Origin of the sequence: Thiomicrolovo immobilis (genome assembly GCF_039645955.1) — a bacterium.
Taxonomy (GTDB): domain Bacteria; phylum Campylobacterota; class Campylobacteria; order Campylobacterales; family Sulfurimonadaceae; genus Thiomicrolovo; species Thiomicrolovo diazotrophicus.
Window position 1 is genome coordinate 2,449,764 of the sequence record NZ_CP147916.1, and the last position, 22,313, is coordinate 2,472,076.

Genomic DNA, 22,313 nt, shown 5'->3' on the forward strand with positions numbered 1-22,313 from the left:
TAGCGGGTCGATAAACTGATAGGCATATTTCTCGTGCATATAGCGAGGTCTCAATAGAACATAAACACATTACTGGATAAGACATAACGAAGCAGATAAGGCGATTGTTTGCAAGAGATACAACTAGCGTGGCTGCAATGATATAAAGGAAAATACAGCGCGAATTACTCATAGATTGTTACTGGTCTTTTGGATTACATACCTAAATCCCAGACCAACATAGCTCATAAATGATATGCATTATAGAAGTGGAATATAAACAGACGGGACATAATCTGAACAGAGCGAAGAGCACAGAATAATGACGGTATCAATCAAAGTTGGATTATTTAGTAGTGATGATTTTGATATTGTTGTTGTGATTGATGTAAGGAGTAGAAAATCCGAGAACCAGGCGGCGACCTACGTTCCCAACCCTGAAAGGGTCAGTATTATCAGCGATGAGAGGCTTAGCTTCCGGGTTCGGAATGGGGCCGGGCGTTTCCCTCTCTCTATAGCCACCTGGACAATCGGATCTAAAGGCTCCGGAGAGCGCTTAGATCCGACTGTGTCGGTATTAAGATTGTTAAAGTCAACGGGTGTGCCCGAAGGAAATGCCCTTGGGGTGCAACTACTTTGATTACAGCCTCTCATATTCAGTAAGGCAGTAAGACACTAATTTTAGGGAAAAAAGACGAACGGACTATTAGTACTGGTCAGCTAAACAGATTGCTCTGCGTACACACCCAGCCTATCAAGCATGTAGTCTTCATGCGTCCTTCAGGGAGAGTTCATCTTGGAGTTGGCTTCCCGCTTAGATGCTTTCAGCGGTTATCACATCCGAACGTAGCTACCCGGCGGTGCCCTTGGCAGGACAACCGGTGCACCAGTGGTTCGTCCAACCCGGTCCTCTCGTACTAGGGTCAGCTCTCCTCAACTCTCCTACGCCCACGGAAGATAGGGACCGAACTGTCTCACGACGTTCTGAACCCAGCTCGCGTACCGCTTTAAATGGCGAACAGCCATACCCTTGGGACCTGCTCCAGCCCCAGGATGCGATGAGCCGACATCGAGGTGCCAAACCTCCCCGTCGATGTGAGCTCTTGGGGGAGATCAGCCTGTTATCCCCGGCGTACCTTTTATCCTTTGAGCGATGGCCCTTCCACACAGAACCACCGGATCACTATGACCGTCTTTCGACTCTGCTCGACATGTACGTCTCACAGTCAGGCTGGCTTATGCCATTATACTCTGCGATGGATTTCCAACCCATCTGAGCCAACCTTTGTAAGCCTCCGTTACTTTTTAGGAGGCGACCGCCCCAGTCAAACTACCCACCAGACATTGTCCTGACAGAGGATAACTCTGCGCAGTTAGCTATCAGAATATTCAAGGGTGGTATCTCAAGGGTGCCTCATATACAACTGGCGTCATATAATCAACGGCTCCCACCTATCCTGCACATGAATATCCCAATAGCAGTGTCAAGCTATAGTAAAGGTGCACGGGGTCTTTCCGTCTTTCCGCGGGTAGGAGGAATTTTCACCTCCACTACAATTTCACTGGATCCCTGGTTGAGACAGCTCCCATCTCGTTACGCCATTCATGCAGGTCGGTATTTAACCGACAAGGAATTTCGCTACCTTAGGACCGTTATAGTTACGGCCGCCGTTTACTCGTGCTTCAATTCACCGCTTCGCAAAGCTAACGGATCCTTTTAACATTCGAGCACCGGGCAGGCGTCACACCCTATACATCCACTTACGTGTTGGCAGAGTGCTGTGTTTTTGGTAAACAGTCGGGAGGGACTCTTTGCTGCGACCCGCTTCTGCTCCACCCGCAGGGGTTTCACATACAACGGGCACACCTTATTCCGAAGTTACGGTGCTAGTTTGCAGAGTTCCTTAACCAGGGTTCTTCCACGCGCCTTAGAATACTCATCTCACCCACCTGTGTCGGTTTACGGTACGGGCGACTGTAGATATGCTTAGAAACTTTTCTCGGCACGACGGCATCAACGATTCTGTTTCTGCTCCGAAGAGCGTCGACAGCCTGTCAGATCTCGGTCTAGTGTGAAGCGGATTTGCCTACTTCACAACCTACATCCTTCGAGCCACTATTCCATCAGTGACCTCGTTTAGCCCTATGCGTCCTTCCATCACGCTCTACAGTCGGTATCGGAATATTAACCGATTTGCCATCGTCTACCCCTTTCGGACTCGACTTAGGTCCCGACTAACCCTACGATGACGAGCATCGCGTAGGAAACCTTGGGTTTACGGCGAAGCAGATTCTCACTGCTTTTATCGCTACTCATGCCTGCATGCTCACTTCCATCCGCTCCAGCACTCCTTGCCGGTATACCTTCAACGCTGAATGGAACGCTCTCCTACCACTTAGTAAAACTAAGTCTAGAGCTTCGGTGTACATCTTAGCCCCGTTATATTTTCGGCGCAGAATCGCTAGACCAGTGAGCTGTTACGCTTTCTTTAAAGGATGGCTGCTTCTAAGCCAACCTCCTGGTTGTTTCAGCAACTCCACATCCTTTTCCACTTAGATGTAACTTAGGGACCTTAGCTGCTAGTCTGGGTTGTTCCCCTCTCGACGATTGATTTTATCACCCACCGCCTGACTCCCGAGGTTAGGCATACAGTATTCGGAGTTTGATAGGGTTTGGTACCGCGGTGAGCAGCCCTAGCCCTGTCAGTGCTCTACCCCTGTATGCTAATAACTCGAGGCTATACCTAAATATATTTCGGAGAGAACCAGCTATCACTGAGTTTGATTGGCCTTTCACCCCTATCCACAAGTCATCCGGAGGCTTTTCAACGCCTATCGGTTCGGTCCTCCACCGGCTCTTACACCGGCTTCAACCTGCTCATGGATAGATCACTCAGTTTCGGGTCTGCAGCATCTGACTAATCGCCCTATTAAGACTCGCTTTCGCTACGGCTTCGCGTTCGCTTAACCTTGCCAGATACCACAACTCGCAGGCTCATTATGCAAAAGGCAGTCCGTCACCCCTCATAAAGAATGGGGCTCCGAATGATTGTAAGCTATAGGTTTCAGGTTCTATTTCACTCCGTTCACCACGGTTCTTTTCACCTTTCCCTCACGGTACTGGTTCGCTATCGGTCTGGTAGTAGTATTTAGCCTTGGAGGGTGGTCCCCCCATGTTCAGTCAAGATAACACGTGTCCCGACCTACTCGAATAACATGTAGATAGTTTTCGCTTACAGGGCTATCACCTTCTATGGCTCCTCTTTCCAAAGGATTCTGCTAACACACTACACGCTTTAGGGCTAGTCCCATTTCGCTCGCCGCTACTCTGGGAATCTCGGTTGATTTCTTTTCCTCAAGGTACTGAGATGTTTCACTTCCCTTGGTTCGCCCCCCGAAGGGTGACACGATTCGCACCGTGCCGGGTTGCCCCATTCGGAAATCCCCGGATCAAAGCTTCTTGGCAGCTCCCCGAGGCTTATCGCAGCCTAGTACGTCCTTCATCGCCTCTACCAGCCTAGGCATCCACCTATAGCTCTTAATATCTTTATTCTAATTAGCGCTTACTGCCTTACTCAATATGAATAAGACTGTAATATTTAATTGTAGTTGCAATACTCATGAATTTTACTTCATAAATATTTGTTGACTTTAACAATGATAATTCAATGAACGATTTAGACTCTTAGACACTAAGAAGTCTAATATGAATACTTCATCAAGTACTCGTATTAGGCTTCGTCCGTGGTGGAGAATAGCGGGATCGAACCGCTGACCTCCTGCGTGCAAAGCAGGCGCTCTCCCAGCTGAGCTAATTCCCCACATAGTGATCCTGGTGGGCCTAGGAGGACTTGAACCTCCGACCTCACCCTTATCAGGGGTGCACTCTAACCAGCTGAGCTATAGGCCCCTTCTCGGCATTTCTAATTCAATAGAACACAGATCACTGAAAACTAAGCAAGTAAGCGGACAGACACAATCTGAAATGTGAGATTTTCTCTTCGGGCCCTCAAACGAATGAGGCCCGGTTACTCTAGAAAGGAGGTGATCCAACCGCAGGTTCTCCTACGGTTACCTTGTTACGACTTCACCCCAGTCGCTGATTCCACCGTAAGCGGTAGCCAGTTTGGCATCCCGATTTCGGGTGAAATCAACTCCCATGGTGTGACGGGCGGTGAGTACAAGACCCGGGAACGTATTCACCGTAGCTTAGCTGATCTACGATTACTAGTGATTCCAGCTTCATGCACTCGAGTTGCAGAGTACAATCCGAACTGAGAGACGCTTTATGAGATTGGCTCCACCTCGCGGTATCGCAACTCTCTGTACGTCCCATTGTAGCACGTGTGTAGCCCTGGCCGTAAGGGCCATGATGACTTGACGTCGTCCTCACCTTCCTCCTCCTTGCGAAGGCAGTCTCCTTAGAGTGCCCAGCCGAACTGCTGGCAACTAAGGACGAGGGTTGCGCTCGTTGCGGGACTTAACCCAACATCTCACGACACGAGCTGACGACAGCCGTGCAGCACCTGTTTTCAAGCTCCAGTAAACTGGCACTACCGTATCTCTACAGTATTCTATCAATGTCAAGGCCAGGTAAGGTTCTTCGTGTATCTTCGAATTAAACCACATGCTCCACCACTTGTGCGGGTCCCCGTCTATTCCTTTGAGTTTTAATCTTGCGACCGTACTCCCCAGGCGGAATGCTTAATCTGTTAAGTGCATCACCGAAACTACAAGAGCCCCGACGACTAGCATTCATCGTTTAGGGCGTGGACTACCAGGGTATCTAATCCTGTTTGCTCCCCACGCTTTCACGCCTCAGCGTCAGTTATGTCCCAGCAGATCGCCTTCGCTTTCGGTATTCCTAGTGATATCTACGGATTTTACCCCTACACCACTAATTCCATCTGCCCCTTCCATACTCTAGGTTCCCAGTTTCAAGTGCAGTTCTATGGTTGAGCCATAGGATTTCACACCTGACTTAAAAACCCGCCTACGCGTCCTTTACGCCCAGTGATTCCGAGTAACGCTTGCTCCCTCCGTATTACCGCGGCTGCTGGCACGGAGTTAGCCGGAGCTTATTCATTAGGTACCGTCATTTTCTTCCCTAATAAAAGGAGTTTACACACCGAAATGCGTCATCCTCCACGCGGCGTTGCTGCATCAGGGTTTCCCCCATTGTGCAATATTCCTCACTGCTGCCTCCCGTAGGAGTCTGGTCCGTGTCTCAGTACCAGTGTGGCGGATCATCCTCTCAAACCCGCTATGTGTCATCGCCTTGGTGAGCTCTTACCTCACCAACTAGCTGATACAATATAGGCCGATCCCTCAGCGAAAAACCTTTCCCTGCGAACAGGAGTATCCGGTATTAATCACCGTTTCCAGTGGCTATCCCAGACTGAGGGGCACGTAACCTATACATTACTCACCCGTGCGCCACTCGTCAGCAAAGAAGCAAGCTTCTCCCTGTTACCGTTCGACTTGCATGTGTTAAGCACGCCGCCAGCGTTCACTCTGAGCCAGGATCAAACTCTCCATAATTGAAAAGACGCTCCATAAATGAAGCGATTACTGATCCAGCCCAAGATATAAAATCATTGGCTGTATAGTGTCTATACTTAGTGACCTAAGTAATAGACGGTTATGTATTGTGTCTTATCTAAGTAAGACTTCCAGACCTTGTCTGTCCATCCCACTTGCTTAGTTTTCAATGATCTCAAACTCTCGCGATCTTCAACCCGAAGTACCGCTAGATCGGCTTCTTTCGATGCCTCTCATCGTTTGTGGACGGGAATTATAGGGGATTCCTAAAGCAATGTCAAGAGGTTTTCGAGGGGAATTGCAAAATATGTCAAATTTCTTTTTTTTGGCCCATTTTCACCTCTTTTTTGTTACAAAAATATACATCTGCCGATCGGCTGCTACTATTATCCTGTATCTTCACGCCAAACACCCCGATTTTATTTACTATCTGTTTGACATGAACCATGTATAGTTCAGAAATCAAACTCCAATATAATAGAGGAATAGACTATGGGACTTTATGATAGAGAATATGCACGCGGAAGAGCAGCGGATCACTACGCAGCCAACCGCAGTGAAACACAGGTCGTTTCATTTGTAAAAGAGACTTATAAACTGTTTGCCGCCTCCCTGATGGCTGCGGCGGTCGGTTCGTACGTGGGGATTCCGATCGCCGGGACCCTTCAGGCGATGCACTGGCCGCTCTTTTTCCTGGTCATCGGTCTGCTGATCGGTCTGCACTTTGCCAAACACAAGCAGGGGCTCAACCTGATCCTGCTCTTTGCCTTCACGTTCGCAACCGGGATGATGATCGCTCCACTGCTTTCCGTTGTCCTCGGCATGTCCGGCGGCGCGACGATCGTCGGTAACGCTTTTGCCATGACTTCCGTCATCTTCGGGGCCATGAGCTTTTACGCCATCCGTACGACGAAAGACTTTACCTCTTTCAGCAAACCGCTCTTTATCGCCCTTCTGGTGATCATCGGTTTCTCCATCATCAACATCTTCCTCGGAAGCCCGATGATGGCCGTCATCATCTCCGCCGCTGCGGTTTTCCTGTTCAGCATCTTCGTCGTTTACGACACGCAGGCAATCATGCGCGGGATGTTTGAGACACCGATCGAGGGAGCCGTTGCCCTTTACCTCGACTTCTTCAATATCTTCGTCAACCTGCTCCAGCTCCTGGGCATCTTCGGTGGCAGCGAAGACTGACGCCCTTTCACCCGATCTTTTTCGGGTGATCGACGCCAACCTGAACCGCCTCAAAGAGGGCATCCGCGTTATCGAGGATATCGCCCGCTATCTCCAAAACGACAAAACAACCGCTTCCAGCCTCAAAGCCCTTCGCCACCGCAGCAGCATCGACGATCTGCAAAATCTGCTCTCTTCCCGGGACAGCATCAATGATGTACTGCGTCCGACGGTAGAGAGCGAACTGAACCGCTCCTCGATCGAAAGCATCCTTATCGCCAACTACAAGCGGGCCCAGGAGTCCTCACGGGTACTGGAAGAGATGTATAAGATCGTCGATCCGGCACTCTCCGAAACTTTCAAGCAGATCCGCTACGAACTCTATACATTGGAGAAAGAGCACCTGCTCAGCTCTGAATAAAGAGTACCTCGAACTCCAGCCGATCCAAAGGGTAGTTCTCCATCAGCTGTTTCGTCTCTTTATAGGTCAGCACGTTTCGGTTCCCGCTGACCCCGCTGCGCTTAATATAACGGAACATATCGCGGGTGTTGTCAAAGGCGAGGGAGTAGCGGACCACTTCACATGTTGCGTTGAAAAAACGCTTTGCCAACCGCTCCACCTCGTCGGCACTCCGAAGCAGCGGCGGCAGCCCCGCCGTTTTAAAAAGTGTCCCGAACGTTCCGGCTGTAAAGATTGCAAGGGAGACCGGCGCATTCAGTGAACGGATCAGTGCGAAGGTGTGCGCCAGGTCCGGCGACCACTGCAGGGCGGAGGCGGAAAAGATACGGTCAAAGTGCGTCGCCTTCAGCGAGGCGTAGAGCTTGGGATCGTCGAAGTCCCCCTGCAAACAGGTGATCCGTTCCCCCTGGGGGTGCAGTGCCAGCATCCCCGGCGCGAAATCGATGCCGACAAGCTGCTGATAGGGCCACGCTATCTGCTCTGCGACGGCACCGCGCCCGCAGCCGATATCGAGCAGGTGCTGCGGTGCATCCTTCACCCCCGCGACCAGTCTTTCAGCCACTTTCTTCTGAATAACGTTATAGCTGCCGTAATGGTCGGCATAACGGGAGAACTCGTTCTGAACGTTCATCGGCGGTTGATCACCAGGGAGATAACGAAGATCAACAGGACGCACATGACGATGGTCGCGCCGCTGGGGAGTGCAAACGCGTAGGAGAGCAGCATGCCGGCCGCCACGGAAAAGAGTGCGAACAGCACGGAGAGCCCCACCGTCACGGAAAAGCCCTGGCGGAAACGCAGGGCTGCTACGGTTGGGATAACCATCAGCGCGCCAATCAGCAGGGTACCGACGATGCGGATGGAGAGGGCGATGATGACGGCGACAATACTGACCAGCATAAAGTTGAGCAGCGTCACAGGGATACCGCCCGTCTTGGCAACCTCTTCATCGAAGGCAATAAAGTAGAACTCTTTATAAAAGTAGCCCAGTAGCGCCAGGGCCGGGACACCGACGGCAAAGATCGTCCAGACCTCTTCCGTGGAGACAGAGAGGATCGAGCCGAAGAGGTAGCTGAAAAGCGAACTGTTGAACGCCCCCGCCAGGGAGACGATGATGACGGCCAGGGCGAGAGAACCCGAAAGGAAAATAGCCAGGACCGCATCGGAGTAGAGATGGAAGAAGCTGCGCAGGTACTCGATGGTCCACGCGCTCAGCAGTGCCGCCGCCACCGCCATCCAGACCGGGTTGGTCTCGGTCAGGATCCCGACGGCGACCCCAACCAGGGCCGAGTGCGCCAGGGTCTCTGTCAGCAGCGCGTAGCGGCGCAGGACGACAAAGGCCCCGCTGAAGGAGGCAAGCAGTGCGATCATGATCCCGGCGAGAAACGCATTGACCATAAACTGGTATTGAAACAGCTCCAGCATCCTCTCTCCTCGTCAGTGACGGTGATGCGCGCTGAGCAGGTGCGCATCGATGCCGTAAAGTTCGCTCATCCCCTCGCAGCTGAGCAGCGTTTTCGGGTCGTTGCAGGTCGCGAGCCGCTGGTTGACCGTAAAGACCCGCGCAATGTCATCGGCGATCACGCCCACATCATGGGTCACGAAGAGGATCGTCAGACGCTCTTCGCGATTGAGCTGGCGCAGCAGGGCGTAAAAGCGCTGCTGTGAGGGCTGATCGACCCCCGTATTCGGCTCATCGAGGATCAATACTTTCGGCTCAGAGGCCAGCGCACGGGCGATCATCACCCGCTGGCGCTGGCCGCCGGAGAGCTCGCCGACAAGCTTCTGTCGTAAACCCGTCACCTCCATCCGTTCCATGGCCCGCTCAACGATGCGGTGGTCGTTCTCATGCCACCGCTTGTCCCATCCGAGACCGGAAATGCGCCCCATACGGACAATCTCTTCTACGGTACCGGGGAAAAGGCGGTCCGTCTGTGTCACCTGCTGGGGGACATACCCTACCTGCGCCCACTGTCGGAACTGCTTTTGCGGCTCGCCGAAGAGGCTGATACGGCCCGATGTCGGTTTCTGAAGCCCCAGCAGCAAGCGAACCAGCGTCGTCTTGCCGCCGCCGTTGGGGCCGATCACTGCGCAATACTCCCCCTGGAGCACTTTCAGCGACACGTCCGAGAGGATCGTCTGGCCGCCTGCACTGTAGTCAAGATGTTCGACCTCGAAAACGGCCGGCTCAAAGGTCATTTGCACTCCATTGCGTCATGCAGCTTCAGCAGGTTGGCATTCATCAGGCGGAAATAATCCGCCCCGATCTCGTCGGCGGTGATATTCGCCAGCGGCTGGAGCACATCCACCCGTACGCCCGTCTCCGTTGCCAGCGATGCCACCAGCTTGTCGCTGACAAACGACTCGTAAAAAAGCGTTTTGATACCGTGTTCGCGTACGATGTCGGTCAGAGCTGTCATCGTTCTCGCATCGGGCATCGTATCCGGAGAGAGTCCGGTAACGGCGTCGACATGGAAGCCGTAGCGTTCGGCAAGGTAGCCGAAGGCGTTATGGCTGACGACAATCGTATCGAGCCGACAATCGCTCAGGCGTTTGCGGTAGAGGGCGTCAAGGGTCTCAAGCCGTTTGATATAGGCGGCGGCGCGTTCCCGAAGTTTCGGGACATCCAGCGCGGGGAACGCCGAAGTGAACAGTTGTTCTTCCCCGCGGACAAGCGCGATCATATTGTCGATATCAAGCCAGTAATGCGGATCGGTGCTGTGGCGATCCTCCTCGTGCGTCTCCCCCGCTTCATCGTGGTGCGCATGTCCCCCTTCACGCAGACGGACGTACCGGCTCATGTCCTTGGCGTTGCCGAACGACTCGAAGGGTTCCGTCCATGGTTCAAGGCCGGCGCCGCTGTAAAGGAACAGCCGGCTCTTCTGCACCCGGATCATATCCTGCGGCGTCGGCTCGAAGGTGTGCACTTCCCGTCCGAACGGGATCAGCATCGCCACTTCGGCCTCCTGCCCCAGGAGGTGGCGGGCGATATCGTAAAGCGCGAACGTCGTCACGACGACATCCGCTTTACCGGCCTGCACCTTTTTCTCCGGCACCATGACCACGAGGGCCAGTACCAATAGCGTCAACAATGCCAGTAAAACAATGATCGCTTTTTTCAAAATCTCTCCAGGGCTTTCTTCCCCGAATTATAGCGAAGCTTCTCCTGCCCATTATAGAATGGGGTTTTTTTCGCTATAATTCGCCACTTTAAAGCGAATGATTAAGGATAACAATGACTTCTTTCTTGCTGATCGTCCAGGTCGTGCTGGTGATCCTGCTGACCATCGTCGTCTTGCTGCAGAAAAGCTCCAGCATCGGTCTGGGAGCCTACAGCGGTTCCAACGAGTCCGTCTTCGGCGCCAAAGGGCCCGGAAGCTTCCTGGCAAAAACGACCTTCTTCTTCGGCTTCCTTTTCGTTGCCAACACGATTGCTCTGGGCTATTTCTACTCGCAGGCCGCCAACAAATCCGTCGTTGACGAGATCGTCACACCGGTTACGGCGGCAGCCCCGAGCGCTGCAGAGAGTGCGGTTGCCCCAGCGGCGCCTGCTGTCGAAGCCAACACCTCCAACTAACCCGCCATGCGCAGCCTCCTGCTGACTGCACTGCTGCCGCTGATACTCTTCGCGGACGCGCACATCTTCGTCTTTCACCGTTTCGGCGATGCACAGCATGCCGCCACCAACACCTCCATTCAGACGCTGCGTGCCGAATTCGACTACCTCAAGACGAACGGCTACGAGGTCATCCCCCTCTCCCGTCTGGCCAAGGCTCTGAAAGCGCACGAACCCATTGACGACAAATGGGTCGTGCTCACGATCGATGACAGCTACAAAAGCTTCTATCAGAACGCGCTTCCGGTTTTCCGTGAGTACGGCTACCCCTTTACCCTCTTCGTCTATGTCGCGGCGGCAGACAAGCACTACGGCGACTTCATGACCTGGGAAGAGATCCGCGATACGGCACAATACGGCGAGCTCGGGCTGCACGGCTACGGACACCGCCACGAGTGCCACCTCGTACCCTATATGCTCAAAGATGACACCGACCGGGGGCTGCTCTCCTTTGCCAAGGAGCTCCGCCGTGTGCCGCGTTACTACGCCTACCCCTACGGTGAATACAACCCCGAGGTCAAGGCGGGCATCGCCGGCTACGGCTTTGAACTGATCCTCAACCAGAACAGCGGCGCGGTCAACGCCGACAGCGACCCGCACGATCTCGATCGAACGGCGCTGACCGGCGAAAACCTGATTGCGCAAAAACTGAAAATCGAGCGCCTGGACACCGAGTGGATCGCCCCCCTGCGGTGGCCCGAAGATGGCAGATTAAAAGAAATACACGCTAAAATTGCACCGACATACCGCACAGCCGAGTACTTTATCAGCGGCGGGGAGTGGGTACGCGTTCCCGTCAAAAACGGCGAAATCCGCGTGAAAACCGATGTGAAGCTCGCTTTGCCGCGCAGCCGGGTCTTTATCCGGGTCGGCCGGAAACAAGCGAGTATCATCTTAGTAAAGGAGTAAGAATGCTTGACGAAATTTATCAAGAGTGCGAAATGGACATGGAAGGTGCGATCGAGCACATGCAGAGCCAGTTCAAAACGATCCGGACAGGGAAAGTAACGACACAGGTGCTCGACGGCATCAAGATCGACTACTACGGGGCGGCGACGCCCCTCTCCCAGGTCGCGACGGTCCTGGCCACGGATGCGACGACGATCACCGTCTCCCCATGGGAAAAACCGCTGCTCGGCGACATCGAAACCGCCATCGCCAAAGCCAATATCGGCGTCAATCCGAACAACGACGGCGAGCAGATCAAGCTCTTCTTCCCGCCGATGACCGTCGAACAGCGCCAGGAGAGCGTCAAGAAGCTCAAGAAGATGGGCGAAGATGCCAAAGTCGCCGTCCGCAACGACCGCCGCAAAGCCAACGACGCGGTCAAAAAGCTTGAGAAAGACAAAGAGGTCACCGAGGACGACTCCAAGCGTGCCCAGGACAATATCCAGAAGATCACAGACAAGATGGTGGCAAAGATCGACGAGATCATCAAGCAAAAAGAACAAGCCATCCTGACGGTGTAAACGTATGGATATCAAACAGATCTACCTCGATGCCGACGCGATGCTTGAGGGCCACTTCAAGCTCAGCTCCGGCAACCACTCCCAGTTCTACCTCCAGTCCGCCAAAGTACTCGAGGACCCGAAAACGGCCATGAAGCTGGCCAACGCCCTGGCCGACCAGATCAAAGCCAGCGGCGTAAAGATCGATACCGTATGCTCCCCGGCGATCGGTGGGCTTATTGCCGGTTTCGCACTCGCTCAGGCCCTGGATGCCCGCTACATCTTCACCGAGCGCGTCGGCGGCGAGATGACACTGCGCCGCGGCTTTGACGTCAAAGAGGGTGAAACCATCCTCGTCTGCGAAGACATCATCACGACCGGCGGTTCGGCGATGGAAGCGGCCGCCGCGGTCGAAGGGCTCGGCGCGAAGGTCGTTGCCTTCGCCGCCCTGGCCAACCGCGGTTTCTGCCGCCGCGAGCACAGCAGCATCGAAGCTAAGCCCAGCTGTAAACTCCCCGGCGATCTCCCCTTCTTCGCCCTGGCGGATTTCGATTTCGAGATGTACGCCCCCGAGGAGTGCCCGATGTGCAAGGCGGGCAGCGAAGCGATCAAACCCGGTTCCCGCGGGAACTGATCGCCCCTCTTCTTGCGCGGAAATTTCTTTTTCCACGGCCACAAAAAAAGCTTTATTTAAGCCTTTTTCTGCTCCTATATAGAAAAATATATAATAAATAATTATTATACTTCACACTGTGAATAACCTGTGTATTTTTTCATCGATCTACCGTGGGGTATTTTGAGAACAAGGGCCGACGATGTGTACAAAAAAGCGACTGGAATACACCCTTTAACCGGATGGTTCCGGCACGGAACTGCTTACTTATTATCACCGTATCGTTTCTGTCTTGATTGATGAAGGAGAGTGTTCGCGGAGGAAGAGTTGCGTCACAACGGTTGTGACGAAGTTTTCATCGGCACATCGCGTCATACAAGCGGTGTTGTTGCTGTTGATTAGAAGCCTTCGGCGGTGCTTTGCACAACGCCTGCGGTTTTCCCTGAAGGAATTCCTTTGGTCACGTTCGCGAAACGACAAGCAGTTGGCTCTATCGATTAGAAGCCTCGCTGCTCACTACGTTCGACACGCTCGGTTTCGTTCGGGCAAGCGTGACGTTCAGTCACCCTTGCTTGTCCGAACTCACATCACAAAGATGGTCGGGGTGATAAGGGGGTATTTTTTCATTTTGCGATAGATATGCTTGCGGACGACCTGGCGCAGATCGTTCTCCATCGCTTTGGGGTTTTCGATGATCCCCGGCTTGAGATTGGTCAGGAAGTGTTCCAGGACATCTTCCATCTCCTGGGCAAACGCTTTGTCCTGCTTGTCCGGCACCAGACCGAAACTGCTGACCTTCGGCTTGGAGATCAGGTGCGAATCCGCTTTGCTGACCTGGGCGACGATCATGACCATCCCCTCCGTTGCCATCTTCTGGCGGTCGATGACGATGTCGTCTTCGATCAGGTTGTTGCTCTGGTTGTCGATGTAGGTCTTGCCTGATTTGACGGTTTTGACCTTGCGCATATACTTCGGCGTCACTTCGACACACTCGCCGTCGCTCATCAGATGGATGTTGCGCTCCGGAACCCCGCAGGCGATTCCCGTCTCTCTGTGGCGCATAACGTGGTTGTATTCGCCGTGAATCGGCAGGAAGAATTTCGGCTGCACCAGACGCAGCATCAGCTTCTGCTCTTCCGCCCCGCCGTGACCGGAGACGTGCAGATCGCGATCGCGAGCCACTTTGGCCCCGGCGCGCTCAAGGTGGTTGAGCATCTGCGAAATGGAGCCCTCGTTGCCCGGGATCGCCCGGGAGGAGAGGATGATCAGGTCGCCCGGCTTGATCTTGATGTGGCGGTGCTCGCCGATGGCCGTTCTGAACAGTGCCGAGTTCGGCTCTCCCTGCGAACCCGTGGTGATGATGAGGACGTCCTTGTCGTTCATCCGGCTGACGTCATCCGCATCGACGAAGATGTTTTTGGGCAGCTTGATGTACTCGTACTGCATCGCCACTTCGAGGTTGCGCTCCATGGAACGGCCGATGACGCAGACCTTACGCCCATACTTGATACCCGCCTGGATCGCCTGGAAGACGCGGTGGATGTTCGAGCTGAACGTCGAGAGGATAATGCGCCCTTTCGTTTTCGAGAAGACGCGGTCCAGCGCCGGGGCGACCGTCAGTTCGCTCGGCGTGATCTCTTTGTTGTACGAGTTCGTCGAATCCGACAGGAGTGCCAGGACGCCCTGACTGCCATAGTGCGCCAGACGGTGCAGGTCTGCCGGGAATCCGTCAACAGGCGTATGGTCGATTTTGTAGTCACCCGTATGGATGACCGTTCCCGCCTCTGTCGTCACCGCGATAGAAGAGGAGTCGATGATGGAGTGGGTCATGTGCATCCACTCGACCTGGAAATCGTTCCCGATCTGGTACACGACGCGCTTCTCGATCGGGCGGAAGTAGCGGCGGAACTCTTTGAGATGGTGTTCGTCGAACTTGTTGCCGATCATCGCCAGCGGAAGCGCCGTACCGTACAGCGGGAACTGCATCTCTTTGTAGAGGTAAGGGACCGCACCGATATGGTCTTCGTGGGCGTGGGTAATGATGACGCCGACGATCTTGTCTTTGATCTCGCGTACATAGGTGAAATCCGGGACAAGAATATCGACGCCGTGCATCTCTTCGTCCGGAAAACTCATCCCGACATCGATCAGGATCGCTTCGTTATCCGTCTCCATGACCATCATGTTCCCGCCGATCTCGCCGAGACCGCCCAGCGGGGTGATACGGACCTTCGCCTTCACCTCCGCATCAATCTTCGTATACGGACTGACACGGACGCGCTGCGACGCCTCGTTCTGGCGCGCATTCTCCAGCAGGCTCTGCTCCGTCGGTGCCGGGGCGTTGCGGCGGCGGTTGCGGTTGCCGCCGGAACGTCCGCCGCCACTTTTCGCGCGACTTTCGCCACGGTTTTCCCCGCGGTTTTCACCCCGGTTCTCCCCACGGTTGCCGCCACGGCCGCCGCGGCTGCGGTTCTGGCTCTGGCCTTCGCCCTCTTTTTTCGCTTCACCCTCTTTGGGTTTCTGACGGCTGCGGCTGCGGTTGCGGTTGGATGAACGGCGGCGGCGCGGTTCGCCTTCACGGTTCTGGGCCGGTTTGTTTTCTGTATTTTTCTTCGCTTCTGCGACAGGGGCTTGTGTTTCTTCTGACATCCTAACTCCTTGCAGTACGCCCCTCGGGCGTCACTGTTAATGTAATTGTGTATAGAGTTGGTGATAGTCTGCTGTCGAGATCTGGTGAGGGCGAACGGTAGAGGGGTAGCCGCGAGAGGATAATGCGGCCTGGACCTCTTCTTTACCGTAGCGTGCGGAGAGATTTTTCAGCAACGTTTTGCGCGGCTGGGCAAATGCCGTTTTGAGCATCTGTTCAAACGCATCCGATGCCCGATTCGCCGTTTTTTTCATGAGCAGGACGGCAGAATCGACTTTGGGCGGCGGCGCGAACGCTTCGGGCGGGACATGGACGAGGATACTGACCTCTGCCACGCTCTGGGCTATCACACTGAGTGCACCAAAATTTTTCTCTCCAGGTGAGGCGGAGAACTTCTCCGCGACTTCACGCTGAACCATAACAAGCAGAAATTCGCACTTCGGATCGGCGAGGGCTTTGAGGATAATGTTCGTTGCGATGTAATATGGCAGGTTCGCCACCAACTCGTACGGAACATCAAGCAGCTCACTCTTCCAGTGCTCGAGGACGTCGCCGCAGTGCAGCGTCAATCGACCGGTAGTGATCTCATCCGTGAAAACTTCATTCAGGTGCTTGCATAGATCGGTATCGACCTCAAAAGCATCGACGCTTTTGACATCAACTAAAAACTTAGTTAAATCACCTAAGCCAGGCCCGATCTCCGCAACTCTTCTGTCGCTGTCGGGCATCGCTTCGATGATCTTGCGCAAAACGCTCTGATCTTTCAGAAAATTCTGACCAAACTGTTTTTTGGCCACAATCCGTGTGTTATTCATGGCACATTATACACCAATTTTCATTAACTTTGCATGCCCGAGGGGGCAAAGGCTACATCAGCCCCCTCAGCATAAGGTACCAGTACATCGGTTTGAGCATGTACACGTCAAAATACCACCACATCACGCGCGGTTTTTCCGGTGCCAGGAACGGGATCGTCGGCGCGAATCCCTCGTAGTTGAACTCGGCCATGATGATTTCGCCGTACTCGGTTTTCAGCGGGCAGACCGTATAGCCGTCGAACTTCTCTTTGGGCGTTTTGCCCTGCATGACCGCCAGGAGGTTGTCTTGCAGCACCGGACCGTGGTGTCGCGCCGATCCGCCGGTTTTCCCCATCGGGATACCGCAGACGTCCCCGATGCCGAAGACATTCGGGAAGCGGGGGTGCTGCAGCGTATATTTGTCCACTTCGAGCCACCCGTCGCCGCCGGCCAGCGGAGAGTTGACCACGGCATCCGGCGGGCTCATCGGCGGCACGATATGGATAAAGTCGTAAGGCATCTCGATCCTGTCGGATTTGCTCACCGTTTCATACGTGTCGAAATCCTCGTCGTACACCTCTTCGTCGTACGCATGGATATAGGTGGCGACCTTGCCCTCTACGTCAATCGATTCAAGGTGGTGGCTGAAGTAGTTGGTGATACTGTCGTAGCGTTTCTGCGCCTCGCCCAGCGCGTCGGCGATCGGTTTCAGGAAGAAAAGGTTCGGGAACGACGTCGTAAAGGCGTAATCGGCAGACAGCCCCTCCTTCTTCAGGTAGTCGGCGCTGAGGTAGAGGATCTTCTGCGGGGCGCCGCCGCATTTGATCGGCGTGTTGGGCTGGGTATAGATGACCTTCGGTTTACCGTTCTTCGCGGCTGCTTTGAGATCGTTGAACCACTCCCAGGTGATCTCCCCGCCTTTGGCGGTCCCCGCTTCGGGGTTGTTCAGGTAGACGCTGGAGATGCCGTGCGTACCGATATCGTCCTCGGTGAGCCCTTTGATGGCGTCGTAGTGGCAGACAATGCCCGTCGCAACGACCAGATAGTCGTAGGCGACCTCTTCGCCCCCGCGGGTCGTTACCCGGTTGTTGTCCGGATCGAATGCGGCGACTTCATCCTTGATCCAGGTCACATCATCGGGGATAAAGTCGCTGTTGGGCTTGACAATGTCCTCATGGGTATAGAGCCCCGCGGCCATAAAGATCTGTCCCGGCTGGTAGAGGTGGATCTCGTTGGGTGCGATAATCGTGATATCCGGGTCCGAAATGGCGCGGTGCAGCCGCGCCAAGGCCATGATCGCACCGGATCCGCCGCCGACGATAAGGATCTTCCCCTTCACATCGACGGCTTCCGCTGAAGCTGCCGGCGCGGTCGAGGCCAGCACCGACGCCGCCACCGGGGAGATCCCCATCAGTTTAAGCGCATCGCGTCGACTCAGTCCCGCCGTATCCGGCAGCTCAAGTTCATCCCGCTGTTCAAGCAACTCTTCGCGTTTCATCGTAGCTCCTTCTGTTTGCTCTTATTGTATGATAACTTCCGTCCTTATGACGAAAAAATCACTGTTTTACCAAACTTGTTTCCCATCCGTCGTATTGCCCCTCGAAGGCTTCCGCCCAGGCAATGATCTGAAGCGTTACCGCATCGATATCGTAGTAATACGGTGCGTCCATGCGGTAAAACTGAACCCCGAACGGCGGGCTGACCTCCTCCGGCGGAGCATCAGCCTGCACTTTGAAGCCTTCGGTACTGATACGCTCGACGAAGCGCTCACGCCCCTCATGTTTTGAAAAAAAGGCCCGGTGCTCGATCGCCCGCCGGATGCGGAGATTGTCGCCGGCGGCTTTGAGCCGATCGCAGGTGTGGTGGTTCTGGATGAGCTGCCACTCCCGGTCCGTAGGGAAAAGGAGTTTGCGGTACACCTCCCACTCCGTATCGAGCCGGGAACCGGATTCGTAGGTGTAATCCGTGAAAGCGCCCATCGTGGCGGCAATGACGTCGGGCCATTCAAAATCGAATTTGAGGTAATAGACAAAATGGACCTCGCCCCCCGTCACGATACGCCCGACATATTTGCCGACGCGGTAACGCAGCGCCTCCATCTCCAGCCGGTCCTCGATCTCCTTGACCGTGTCCGCTTCGCTCTCAACGACGAACCCTTCGGGCGTGGCCGTGTTCAAACGGAGCTTGAGAAAGCCCACGTATCCCAGCGCATCGTTGGGGAGCGCATCGGCCACCTCGGCATTGAACGCCACGGTCGCAGGGTTTCCATCCACCGGTTTCATATAGTTTTCCCAGATCTCCTGCATGGTCTACTCCATTTCCAAACTCATCAGATACATCTCTTCGCCGTCAACGACGTCGACTTCCAGACTTTCGCATGCAGGGCAGCGGTACCACACCTTCTCCAGCTCGCTCCGGCTTCCGCATTGGCGGCAGGTTAGGGTGACGGGCTGGATATTCATCACGAAGTCCGCCCCGTCGCAGACGGTCCGCTCTTTGAAGGTGTTGAAAGCGATCTCGAGCAGATGCGGCTCTACGCCGCTCATGACACCGATCTTCACGACCACCTTCGTCACCCACTCCGCTTCGTTCTCGGCGGCATGCTTCTCCACCTGTTCCAATAAAGCCTGTACAACGGAATATTCATGCATAGCAATCTCCTAACAGATCCTCGGCAGCAGTTCGCCTTTGGGCAGGTCGAGGAAACGGCGGCTGCCGAATGCGGAGTGCAGCACCACCTTGCCCGGGTACTGCGTCGTCGCCCGGCCGATCACCGCCGCGTCGCGGCAGAACCCGAACCGCTGCAGTGCGCTCACGGCAAAGGCCGCGTGCATCGGCGCGACGGCGGCAACGAAGGTCCCCTCGTTGGCCAGGTCCGTCGCTTCGAACCCGAACATTTCACAGATCCCCTGCACCTCATCGCTGACCTTGATCGCGGCCTCCTCGATCTCCAGGCAGACATCGCTGTTTTCCGCCCATTCGTTCAAGACGGCGGCCAGCCCGCCCCGGGTCGCGTCGCGTAGGGCGCTGACGGAGATGTTTTCCGCCAGCAGTGCCTCGACGGCGGGCCAGAGCGTTTCGCAGTCGCTGCCGAGATCGGCGCTGACCTCCAGCCCCTCGCGGGCCATCAGCACCGTCGCCCCGTGGCGTCCGATATCGCGCGATGCGATGATCACGTCACCCTCTTTGATCGCCTGAGAGGAGATCCCTTCACGCATGACCTCGCCGATACCCGCCGTATTGATAAAGAGTTTGTCGACGCTTCCCCGTGGCACGACCTTGGTATCCCCGCAGACGATCTTCGCCCCGGACTTTTCCAGCTCCTTGGCCATACTTTCAACAATGCGTTCCAGCTCCTCGAATGCGAAGCCCTCTTCGATCATAAAGGCCGAACTGAGGTAGAGCGGCTTCGCGCCCATCATAGAGAGGTCGTTGACGGTGCCGGCGACCGCCAGCTTCCCGATGTCACCCCCCTCGAAAAAGAGCGGGCTGACCGTAAAGCTGTCCGTCGTGAACGCGATCTTCCCCTGCGTCTGCAGCACCGCCGCATCCTCGGCCTTGATGAGGATGTCGTTTTTGAAATGGCGGTAGAACAAGTCGTGGATGAGCTTGTTCGTCTCTTCGCCGCCCCCGCCGTGGCTGAGTTGTACCTGTTTCATCCGAGCACCCCCGCATAGCGGTAGTAGGCGTTGCACGCCCCTTCCGAACTGACCATGCAGCTGCCCAAAGGGCTGTTCGGGGTACAGGCCGTTCCGAAAACCTTGCACTCCATCGGCTTCGCGAGCCCCTTGAGGATCGTGCCGCAGATGCAGAGCTTGTGGTCGTCGATGGGTTCCGTCGGCAGCACCTCTGCGAACACTTTTTCCGCATCGAGATACGCAAATTCGTCCCGAAGCTCCAGAGCGCTGTCGGGAATATCCCCGATCCCGCGCCAGCGGAAATGGCTGCGCGGCTGCAGATACATGTCAATGAGCTGCTGGGCTTTAACGTTGCCTTCCATCGTCACCGAACGGGAGTATTCGATCTCCAGTTCGGCGCGCCCCTCTTTCTGCTGCCGTACAGCCATCAGGATCCCCTGCATCACATCGACGGGTTCGAAACCGCAGACGACGACGGGGGTGCCGTACTTCTGAGGCAGCGGCGCGTAGATCTTCGCCCCGGTGATGACACTGACGTGCGAAGGCCCGATAAAGGCGTTGATCTTCGCCTGGCCGTCGCTCATAATCGCGTCGATCGCCGGCGGCACGAGCACATGGTTGATATGGAAATAGAGGTTGTCGACCTTCTGGGCGACTACCGCGTGCAGCAGCGCTGCCGTCATCGGCGTCGTCGTCTCAAACCCGATCGCAAAAAAGACCACCCGTTTGTCAGGGTTTTCCTTGGCGATCTTGAGCGCGTCCATCGGCGTATAGAGCGGGCGGATGTCCCGCCCGGCAGCCCGTTCAACGGCCAGGGAGCTCTGCGATCCCGGCACGCGGATCATGTCGCCCAGAGTCACCAGGATCGTATCCTCCATCCGTGCCAGCGCGATGGCGTGGTCGATCCGCTCTTTGGGCATGATGCAGACCGGGCAGCCGGGACCGTGAATAAAGTCGATGTTGTCCGGCAGCAGCTGCGGCAGACCGTATTTCATAATCGTATGCGTATGGCCCCCGCACACTTCCATGATCCGCAGCGGTTCGTGCAGCGCTTTCGCCTCTTCCCCAATCTGTGCGGCCAGCATCCGGATCGTGGCGGGATCCCTGAAGCCGTCGTAAAGGTCTTTGAGTTTCAGTTCGCTCATGGTGCACCCCTGTTCTCGCAGTTGTCATCCTCCAGGACGACACGCGAGCGCTCTTCTTCGTCCATCTTCGCCAGGATCTCGTGGTAGACCTTGAGCGATTCGAGCGCGTCCTCCTCATCGATCTTGTTCATCACGAAACCGATATGGATCAGGACATAATCATCTATGTTGACGCTGCCCTCTTCCATCAGGTCCAGCCCCGCTTCGCGCTTGACACCCATCGTATCGACCACGGCGGTATTTTTCTCACGGTCGACGGAAACGACCTTTGAAGGGATAGAGAGACACATCTTAGCTCCTCATCCTGCGTTTGAATTCGATCCACTCGATAACGCGCTGCACGGACGCTTCGTCTTTGATGCTGACCTCCAGGATATCGACGCCCGGTTTGATCTTGCGCGCCTCCGCCTTTTCATGTTCGATGTCGTAGTCGAAATAGGGAAGCAGGTCGGTTTTCGTGATCAGCACCAGGTCCGCCTGCCGGAACATGACAGGATACTTTTCAATCTTGTCGCTCCCTTCGGGCACGGAAACGAGCACGATGTTCAGGTGGGAACCGACGTCATAACTGGCCGGACAGACGAGGTTGCCGACGTTCTCGATAAAACAGACATCCAGGTCATCAAGCGGCATGTCGTGCAGCCCCTCGTGCACCATGAACGCATCAAGGTGGCAGGCGCTGCCCGTCTGGATCTGGTAGGCAGGTACCCCCTTAGCCTTGATGCGCTCGGCATCCCGGCTCGTTTCCAGGTCCCCCTCGATCACACCGAAGCGGAAAGGGGCACGTTCCGCCATCTGCTCCAGCAGGGTCGTCTTCCCGCTGCCCGGACTGCTCATCAGGTTGATGGAGAGCACCCCGTGGTCGTCGAAGTGGGCACGGTTATGGCCCGCTTCGTGATCGTTCTTGTCCAGGATCTTTGTAATCACATCGATCGTCTTCTTGTCATTAAGCTGCGGATTATGGTGCAGCGTCTCGTGCGCCGCCTGATGGGCATGCGAATGCCCGTGGTGGTCATGATCGTGCTCATGATCATGATGGTGTCCGTGTGAATGTTCCGTCACACTGCAGCCGCAATCTTTACACATATTTTCTCCTTCTCAACCCGTCATAACCCGGGCCCTTTCATAGTATTGGTATTCTCTCATAAAGAAACAAACACCGGTGATCATCGAGGATGATACCGACGGAACTGCCAAAAAAGACTGAGGATTTCTGCCCGCGCCGCTCATCCGTATTCCGACGAATCTCCACAGCG

General features: G+C 55.1%; 19 protein-coding genes, 2 tRNA genes and 3 rRNA genes. 6 read left to right on the forward strand and 18 right to left on the reverse strand.

Annotation, left to right across the window (positions count from 1 at the left end):
- Positions 1-389: 389 nt before the first annotated feature.
- The 5 genes from rrf to WCX72_RS12695 all read right to left on the reverse strand — a co-directional run bounded on the left by rrf (position 390) and on the right by WCX72_RS12695 (position 5,520).
- Positions 390-505 (reverse strand): 5S ribosomal RNA (gene rrf / locus WCX72_RS12675).
- 159 nt (positions 506-664) lie between these two features.
- Positions 665-3,531 (reverse strand): 23S ribosomal RNA (locus WCX72_RS12680).
- Positions 3,532-3,724: 193 nt separating this feature from the next.
- Positions 3,725-3,800 (reverse strand) — tRNA-Ala (locus WCX72_RS12685).
- A 12-nt stretch (positions 3,801-3,812) separates the two neighbouring features.
- Positions 3,813-3,889: transfer RNA gene (locus tag WCX72_RS12690), tRNA-Ile, on the reverse strand.
- 127 nt (positions 3,890-4,016) lie between these two features.
- Positions 4,017-5,520: ribosomal RNA gene (locus WCX72_RS12695) — 16S ribosomal RNA — on the reverse strand.
- The 16S, 23S and 5S rRNA genes sit together here with 2 tRNA genes alongside, the layout of an rRNA operon.
- A gap of 492 nt (positions 5,521-6,012) precedes the next feature.
- On the opposite strand from WCX72_RS12695, the gene WCX72_RS12700 reads away from it, so the two are divergent.
- Entirely contained in the window at positions 6,013-6,714 is a 702-nt protein-coding gene (locus WCX72_RS12700) for a Bax inhibitor-1/YccA family protein (protein ID WP_345970104.1), read from the forward strand.
- A complete protein-coding gene (locus tag WCX72_RS12705; protein ID WP_345970105.1) occupies positions 6,698-7,114 on the forward strand; it encodes a thiamine-phosphate pyrophosphorylase in 417 nt (138 codons plus the stop codon). The genes WCX72_RS12700 and WCX72_RS12705 overlap by 17 nt, the downstream gene beginning before the upstream one ends.
- On the opposite strand, the gene WCX72_RS12710 is transcribed toward WCX72_RS12705, so the two are convergent.
- The 4 genes from WCX72_RS12710 to WCX72_RS12725 are packed head-to-tail and all read right to left on the reverse strand — an operon-like array spanning position 7,101 to position 10,275.
- Entirely contained in the window at positions 7,101-7,784 is a 684-nt protein-coding gene (locus WCX72_RS12710; protein ID WP_345970106.1) for a methyltransferase domain-containing protein, read from the reverse strand. The two genes, WCX72_RS12705 and WCX72_RS12710, sit on opposite strands and share 14 nt — an antisense overlap.
- A complete protein-coding gene (locus WCX72_RS12715) occupies positions 7,781-8,578 on the reverse strand; it encodes a metal ABC transporter permease (RefSeq protein WP_345970107.1) in 798 nt (265 codons plus the stop codon). Before WCX72_RS12715 ends, WCX72_RS12710 begins: the two co-directional genes overlap by 4 nt.
- A 12-nt stretch (positions 8,579-8,590) precedes the next feature.
- A complete protein-coding gene (locus WCX72_RS12720; protein ID WP_345970108.1) occupies positions 8,591-9,352 on the reverse strand; it encodes a metal ABC transporter ATP-binding protein in 762 nt (253 codons plus the stop codon).
- The gene (locus WCX72_RS12725) at positions 9,349-10,275 is read right to left on the reverse strand and encodes a metal ABC transporter substrate-binding protein (protein WP_345970109.1); all 927 of its coding nucleotides are present in this window, start codon (positions 10,273-10,275) and stop codon (positions 9,349-9,351) included. The genes WCX72_RS12720 and WCX72_RS12725 overlap by 4 nt, the downstream gene beginning before the upstream one ends.
- A 113-nt stretch (positions 10,276-10,388) precedes the next feature.
- Between WCX72_RS12725 and secG the strand changes: the two genes are divergently transcribed.
- Genes secG through pyrE form a run of 4 tightly spaced genes read left to right on the forward strand, consistent with a single transcriptional unit; the run spans position 10,389 to position 12,851 of the window.
- Complete coding sequence (gene secG, locus WCX72_RS12730; protein ID WP_231019462.1) at positions 10,389-10,730, forward strand: preprotein translocase subunit SecG; 342 nt, start codon at positions 10,389-10,391, stop codon at positions 10,728-10,730.
- Positions 10,731-10,736: 6 nt separating this feature from the next.
- Positions 10,737-11,678 carry a polysaccharide deacetylase family protein gene (locus WCX72_RS12735; RefSeq protein WP_345970110.1) on the forward strand — a complete coding sequence of 314 codons (942 nt, stop codon included), beginning with the start codon at positions 10,737-10,739 and terminating at the stop codon, positions 11,676-11,678.
- Between the two features lie 2 nt (positions 11,679-11,680).
- Positions 11,681-12,238: a ribosome recycling factor gene (gene frr, locus WCX72_RS12740; protein ID WP_345970111.1), complete on the forward strand. Its 558-nt coding sequence runs from the start codon at positions 11,681-11,683 to the stop codon at positions 12,236-12,238.
- 4 nt (positions 12,239-12,242) lie between these two features.
- Positions 12,243-12,851 carry an orotate phosphoribosyltransferase gene (gene pyrE, locus WCX72_RS12745; RefSeq protein WP_345970113.1) on the forward strand — a complete coding sequence of 203 codons (609 nt, stop codon included), beginning with the start codon at positions 12,243-12,245 and terminating at the stop codon, positions 12,849-12,851.
- A 561-nt stretch (positions 12,852-13,412) separates the two neighbouring features.
- Here pyrE and WCX72_RS12750 read toward each other — a convergent pair.
- The 9 genes from WCX72_RS12750 to hypB are packed head-to-tail and all read right to left on the reverse strand — an operon-like array spanning position 13,413 to position 22,143.
- The gene (locus WCX72_RS12750) at positions 13,413-15,479 is read right to left on the reverse strand and encodes a ribonuclease J (protein WP_345970114.1); all 2,067 of its coding nucleotides are present in this window, start codon (positions 15,477-15,479) and stop codon (positions 13,413-13,415) included.
- A 36-nt stretch (positions 15,480-15,515) separates the two neighbouring features.
- Positions 15,516-16,292, reverse strand: a complete 777-nt coding sequence (rsmA, locus tag WCX72_RS12755; protein ID WP_231019467.1) for a 16S rRNA (adenine(1518)-N(6)/adenine(1519)-N(6))-dimethyltransferase RsmA — start codon at positions 16,290-16,292, stop codon at positions 15,516-15,518.
- Between the two features lie 52 nt (positions 16,293-16,344).
- Positions 16,345-17,772 (reverse strand): FAD/NAD(P)-binding oxidoreductase, encoded by a 1,428-nt coding sequence (locus WCX72_RS12760; protein WP_345970116.1) that lies wholly within the window; start codon positions 17,770-17,772, stop codon positions 16,345-16,347.
- A 58-nt stretch (positions 17,773-17,830) separates the two neighbouring features.
- Positions 17,831-18,580, reverse strand: coding sequence for a DUF695 domain-containing protein (locus WCX72_RS12765; protein WP_345970117.1), 750 nt, complete (start codon positions 18,578-18,580; stop codon positions 17,831-17,833).
- A gap of 3 nt (positions 18,581-18,583) precedes the next feature.
- Positions 18,584-18,925, reverse strand: coding sequence for a hydrogenase maturation nickel metallochaperone HypA (hypA, locus tag WCX72_RS12770; RefSeq protein ID WP_345970118.1), 342 nt, complete (start codon positions 18,923-18,925; stop codon positions 18,584-18,586).
- A gap of 9 nt (positions 18,926-18,934) precedes the next feature.
- Complete coding sequence (hypE, locus tag WCX72_RS12775) at positions 18,935-19,933, reverse strand: hydrogenase expression/formation protein HypE (RefSeq protein ID WP_345970119.1); 999 nt, start codon at positions 19,931-19,933, stop codon at positions 18,935-18,937.
- A complete protein-coding gene (gene hypD, locus WCX72_RS12780) occupies positions 19,930-21,057 on the reverse strand; it encodes a hydrogenase formation protein HypD (RefSeq protein WP_345970120.1) in 1,128 nt (375 codons plus the stop codon). The genes hypE and hypD overlap by 4 nt, the downstream gene beginning before the upstream one ends.
- Positions 21,054-21,347 carry a HypC/HybG/HupF family hydrogenase formation chaperone gene (locus tag WCX72_RS12785; RefSeq protein ID WP_345970121.1) on the reverse strand — a complete coding sequence of 98 codons (294 nt, stop codon included), beginning with the start codon at positions 21,345-21,347 and terminating at the stop codon, positions 21,054-21,056. Before WCX72_RS12785 ends, hypD begins: the two co-directional genes overlap by 4 nt.
- A gap of 1 nt (position 21,348) precedes the next feature.
- Entirely contained in the window at positions 21,349-22,143 is a 795-nt protein-coding gene (hypB, locus tag WCX72_RS12790) for a hydrogenase nickel incorporation protein HypB (protein ID WP_345970122.1), read from the reverse strand.
- Positions 22,144-22,313: the final 170 nt, after the last annotated feature.

Coding starts and splice junctions, on each gene's coding strand:
- WCX72_RS12700 (WP_345970104.1), top strand. CDS start 6,013: ATGGGACTTTATGATAGAGAATATGCACGCGGAAGAGCAGCGGATCAC.
- WCX72_RS12710 (WP_345970106.1), bottom strand. CDS start 7,784: ATGAACGTTCAGAACGAGTTCTCCCGTTATGCCGACCATTACGGCAGC.
- WCX72_RS12715 (WP_345970107.1), bottom strand. CDS start 8,578: ATGCTGGAGCTGTTTCAATACCAGTTTATGGTCAATGCGTTTCTCGCC.
- WCX72_RS12720 (WP_345970108.1), bottom strand. CDS start 9,352: ATGACCTTTGAGCCGGCCGTTTTCGAGGTCGAACATCTTGACTACAGT.
- secG (WP_231019462.1), top strand. CDS start 10,389: ATGACTTCTTTCTTGCTGATCGTCCAGGTCGTGCTGGTGATCCTGCTG.
- WCX72_RS12735 (WP_345970110.1), top strand. CDS start 10,737: ATGCGCAGCCTCCTGCTGACTGCACTGCTGCCGCTGATACTCTTCGCG.
- frr (WP_345970111.1), top strand. CDS start 11,681: ATGCTTGACGAAATTTATCAAGAGTGCGAAATGGACATGGAAGGTGCG.
- pyrE (WP_345970113.1), top strand. CDS start 12,243: ATGGATATCAAACAGATCTACCTCGATGCCGACGCGATGCTTGAGGGC.
- WCX72_RS12750 (WP_345970114.1), bottom strand. CDS start 15,479: ATGTCAGAAGAAACACAAGCCCCTGTCGCAGAAGCGAAGAAAAATACA.
- rsmA (WP_231019467.1), bottom strand. CDS start 16,292: ATGAATAACACACGGATTGTGGCCAAAAAACAGTTTGGTCAGAATTTT.
- WCX72_RS12760 (WP_345970116.1), bottom strand. CDS start 17,772: ATGAAACGCGAAGAGTTGCTTGAACAGCGGGATGAACTTGAGCTGCCG.
- WCX72_RS12765 (WP_345970117.1), bottom strand. CDS start 18,580: ATGCAGGAGATCTGGGAAAACTATATGAAACCGGTGGATGGAAACCCT.
- hypA (WP_345970118.1), bottom strand. CDS start 18,925: ATGCATGAATATTCCGTTGTACAGGCTTTATTGGAACAGGTGGAGAAG.
- hypE (WP_345970119.1), bottom strand. CDS start 19,933: ATGAAACAGGTACAACTCAGCCACGGCGGGGGCGGCGAAGAGACGAAC.
- hypD (WP_345970120.1), bottom strand. CDS start 21,057: ATGAGCGAACTGAAACTCAAAGACCTTTACGACGGCTTCAGGGATCCC.
- WCX72_RS12785 (WP_345970121.1), bottom strand. CDS start 21,347: ATGTGTCTCTCTATCCCTTCAAAGGTCGTTTCCGTCGACCGTGAGAAA.
- hypB (WP_345970122.1), bottom strand. CDS start 22,143: ATGTGTAAAGATTGCGGCTGCAGTGTGACGGAACATTCACACGGACAC.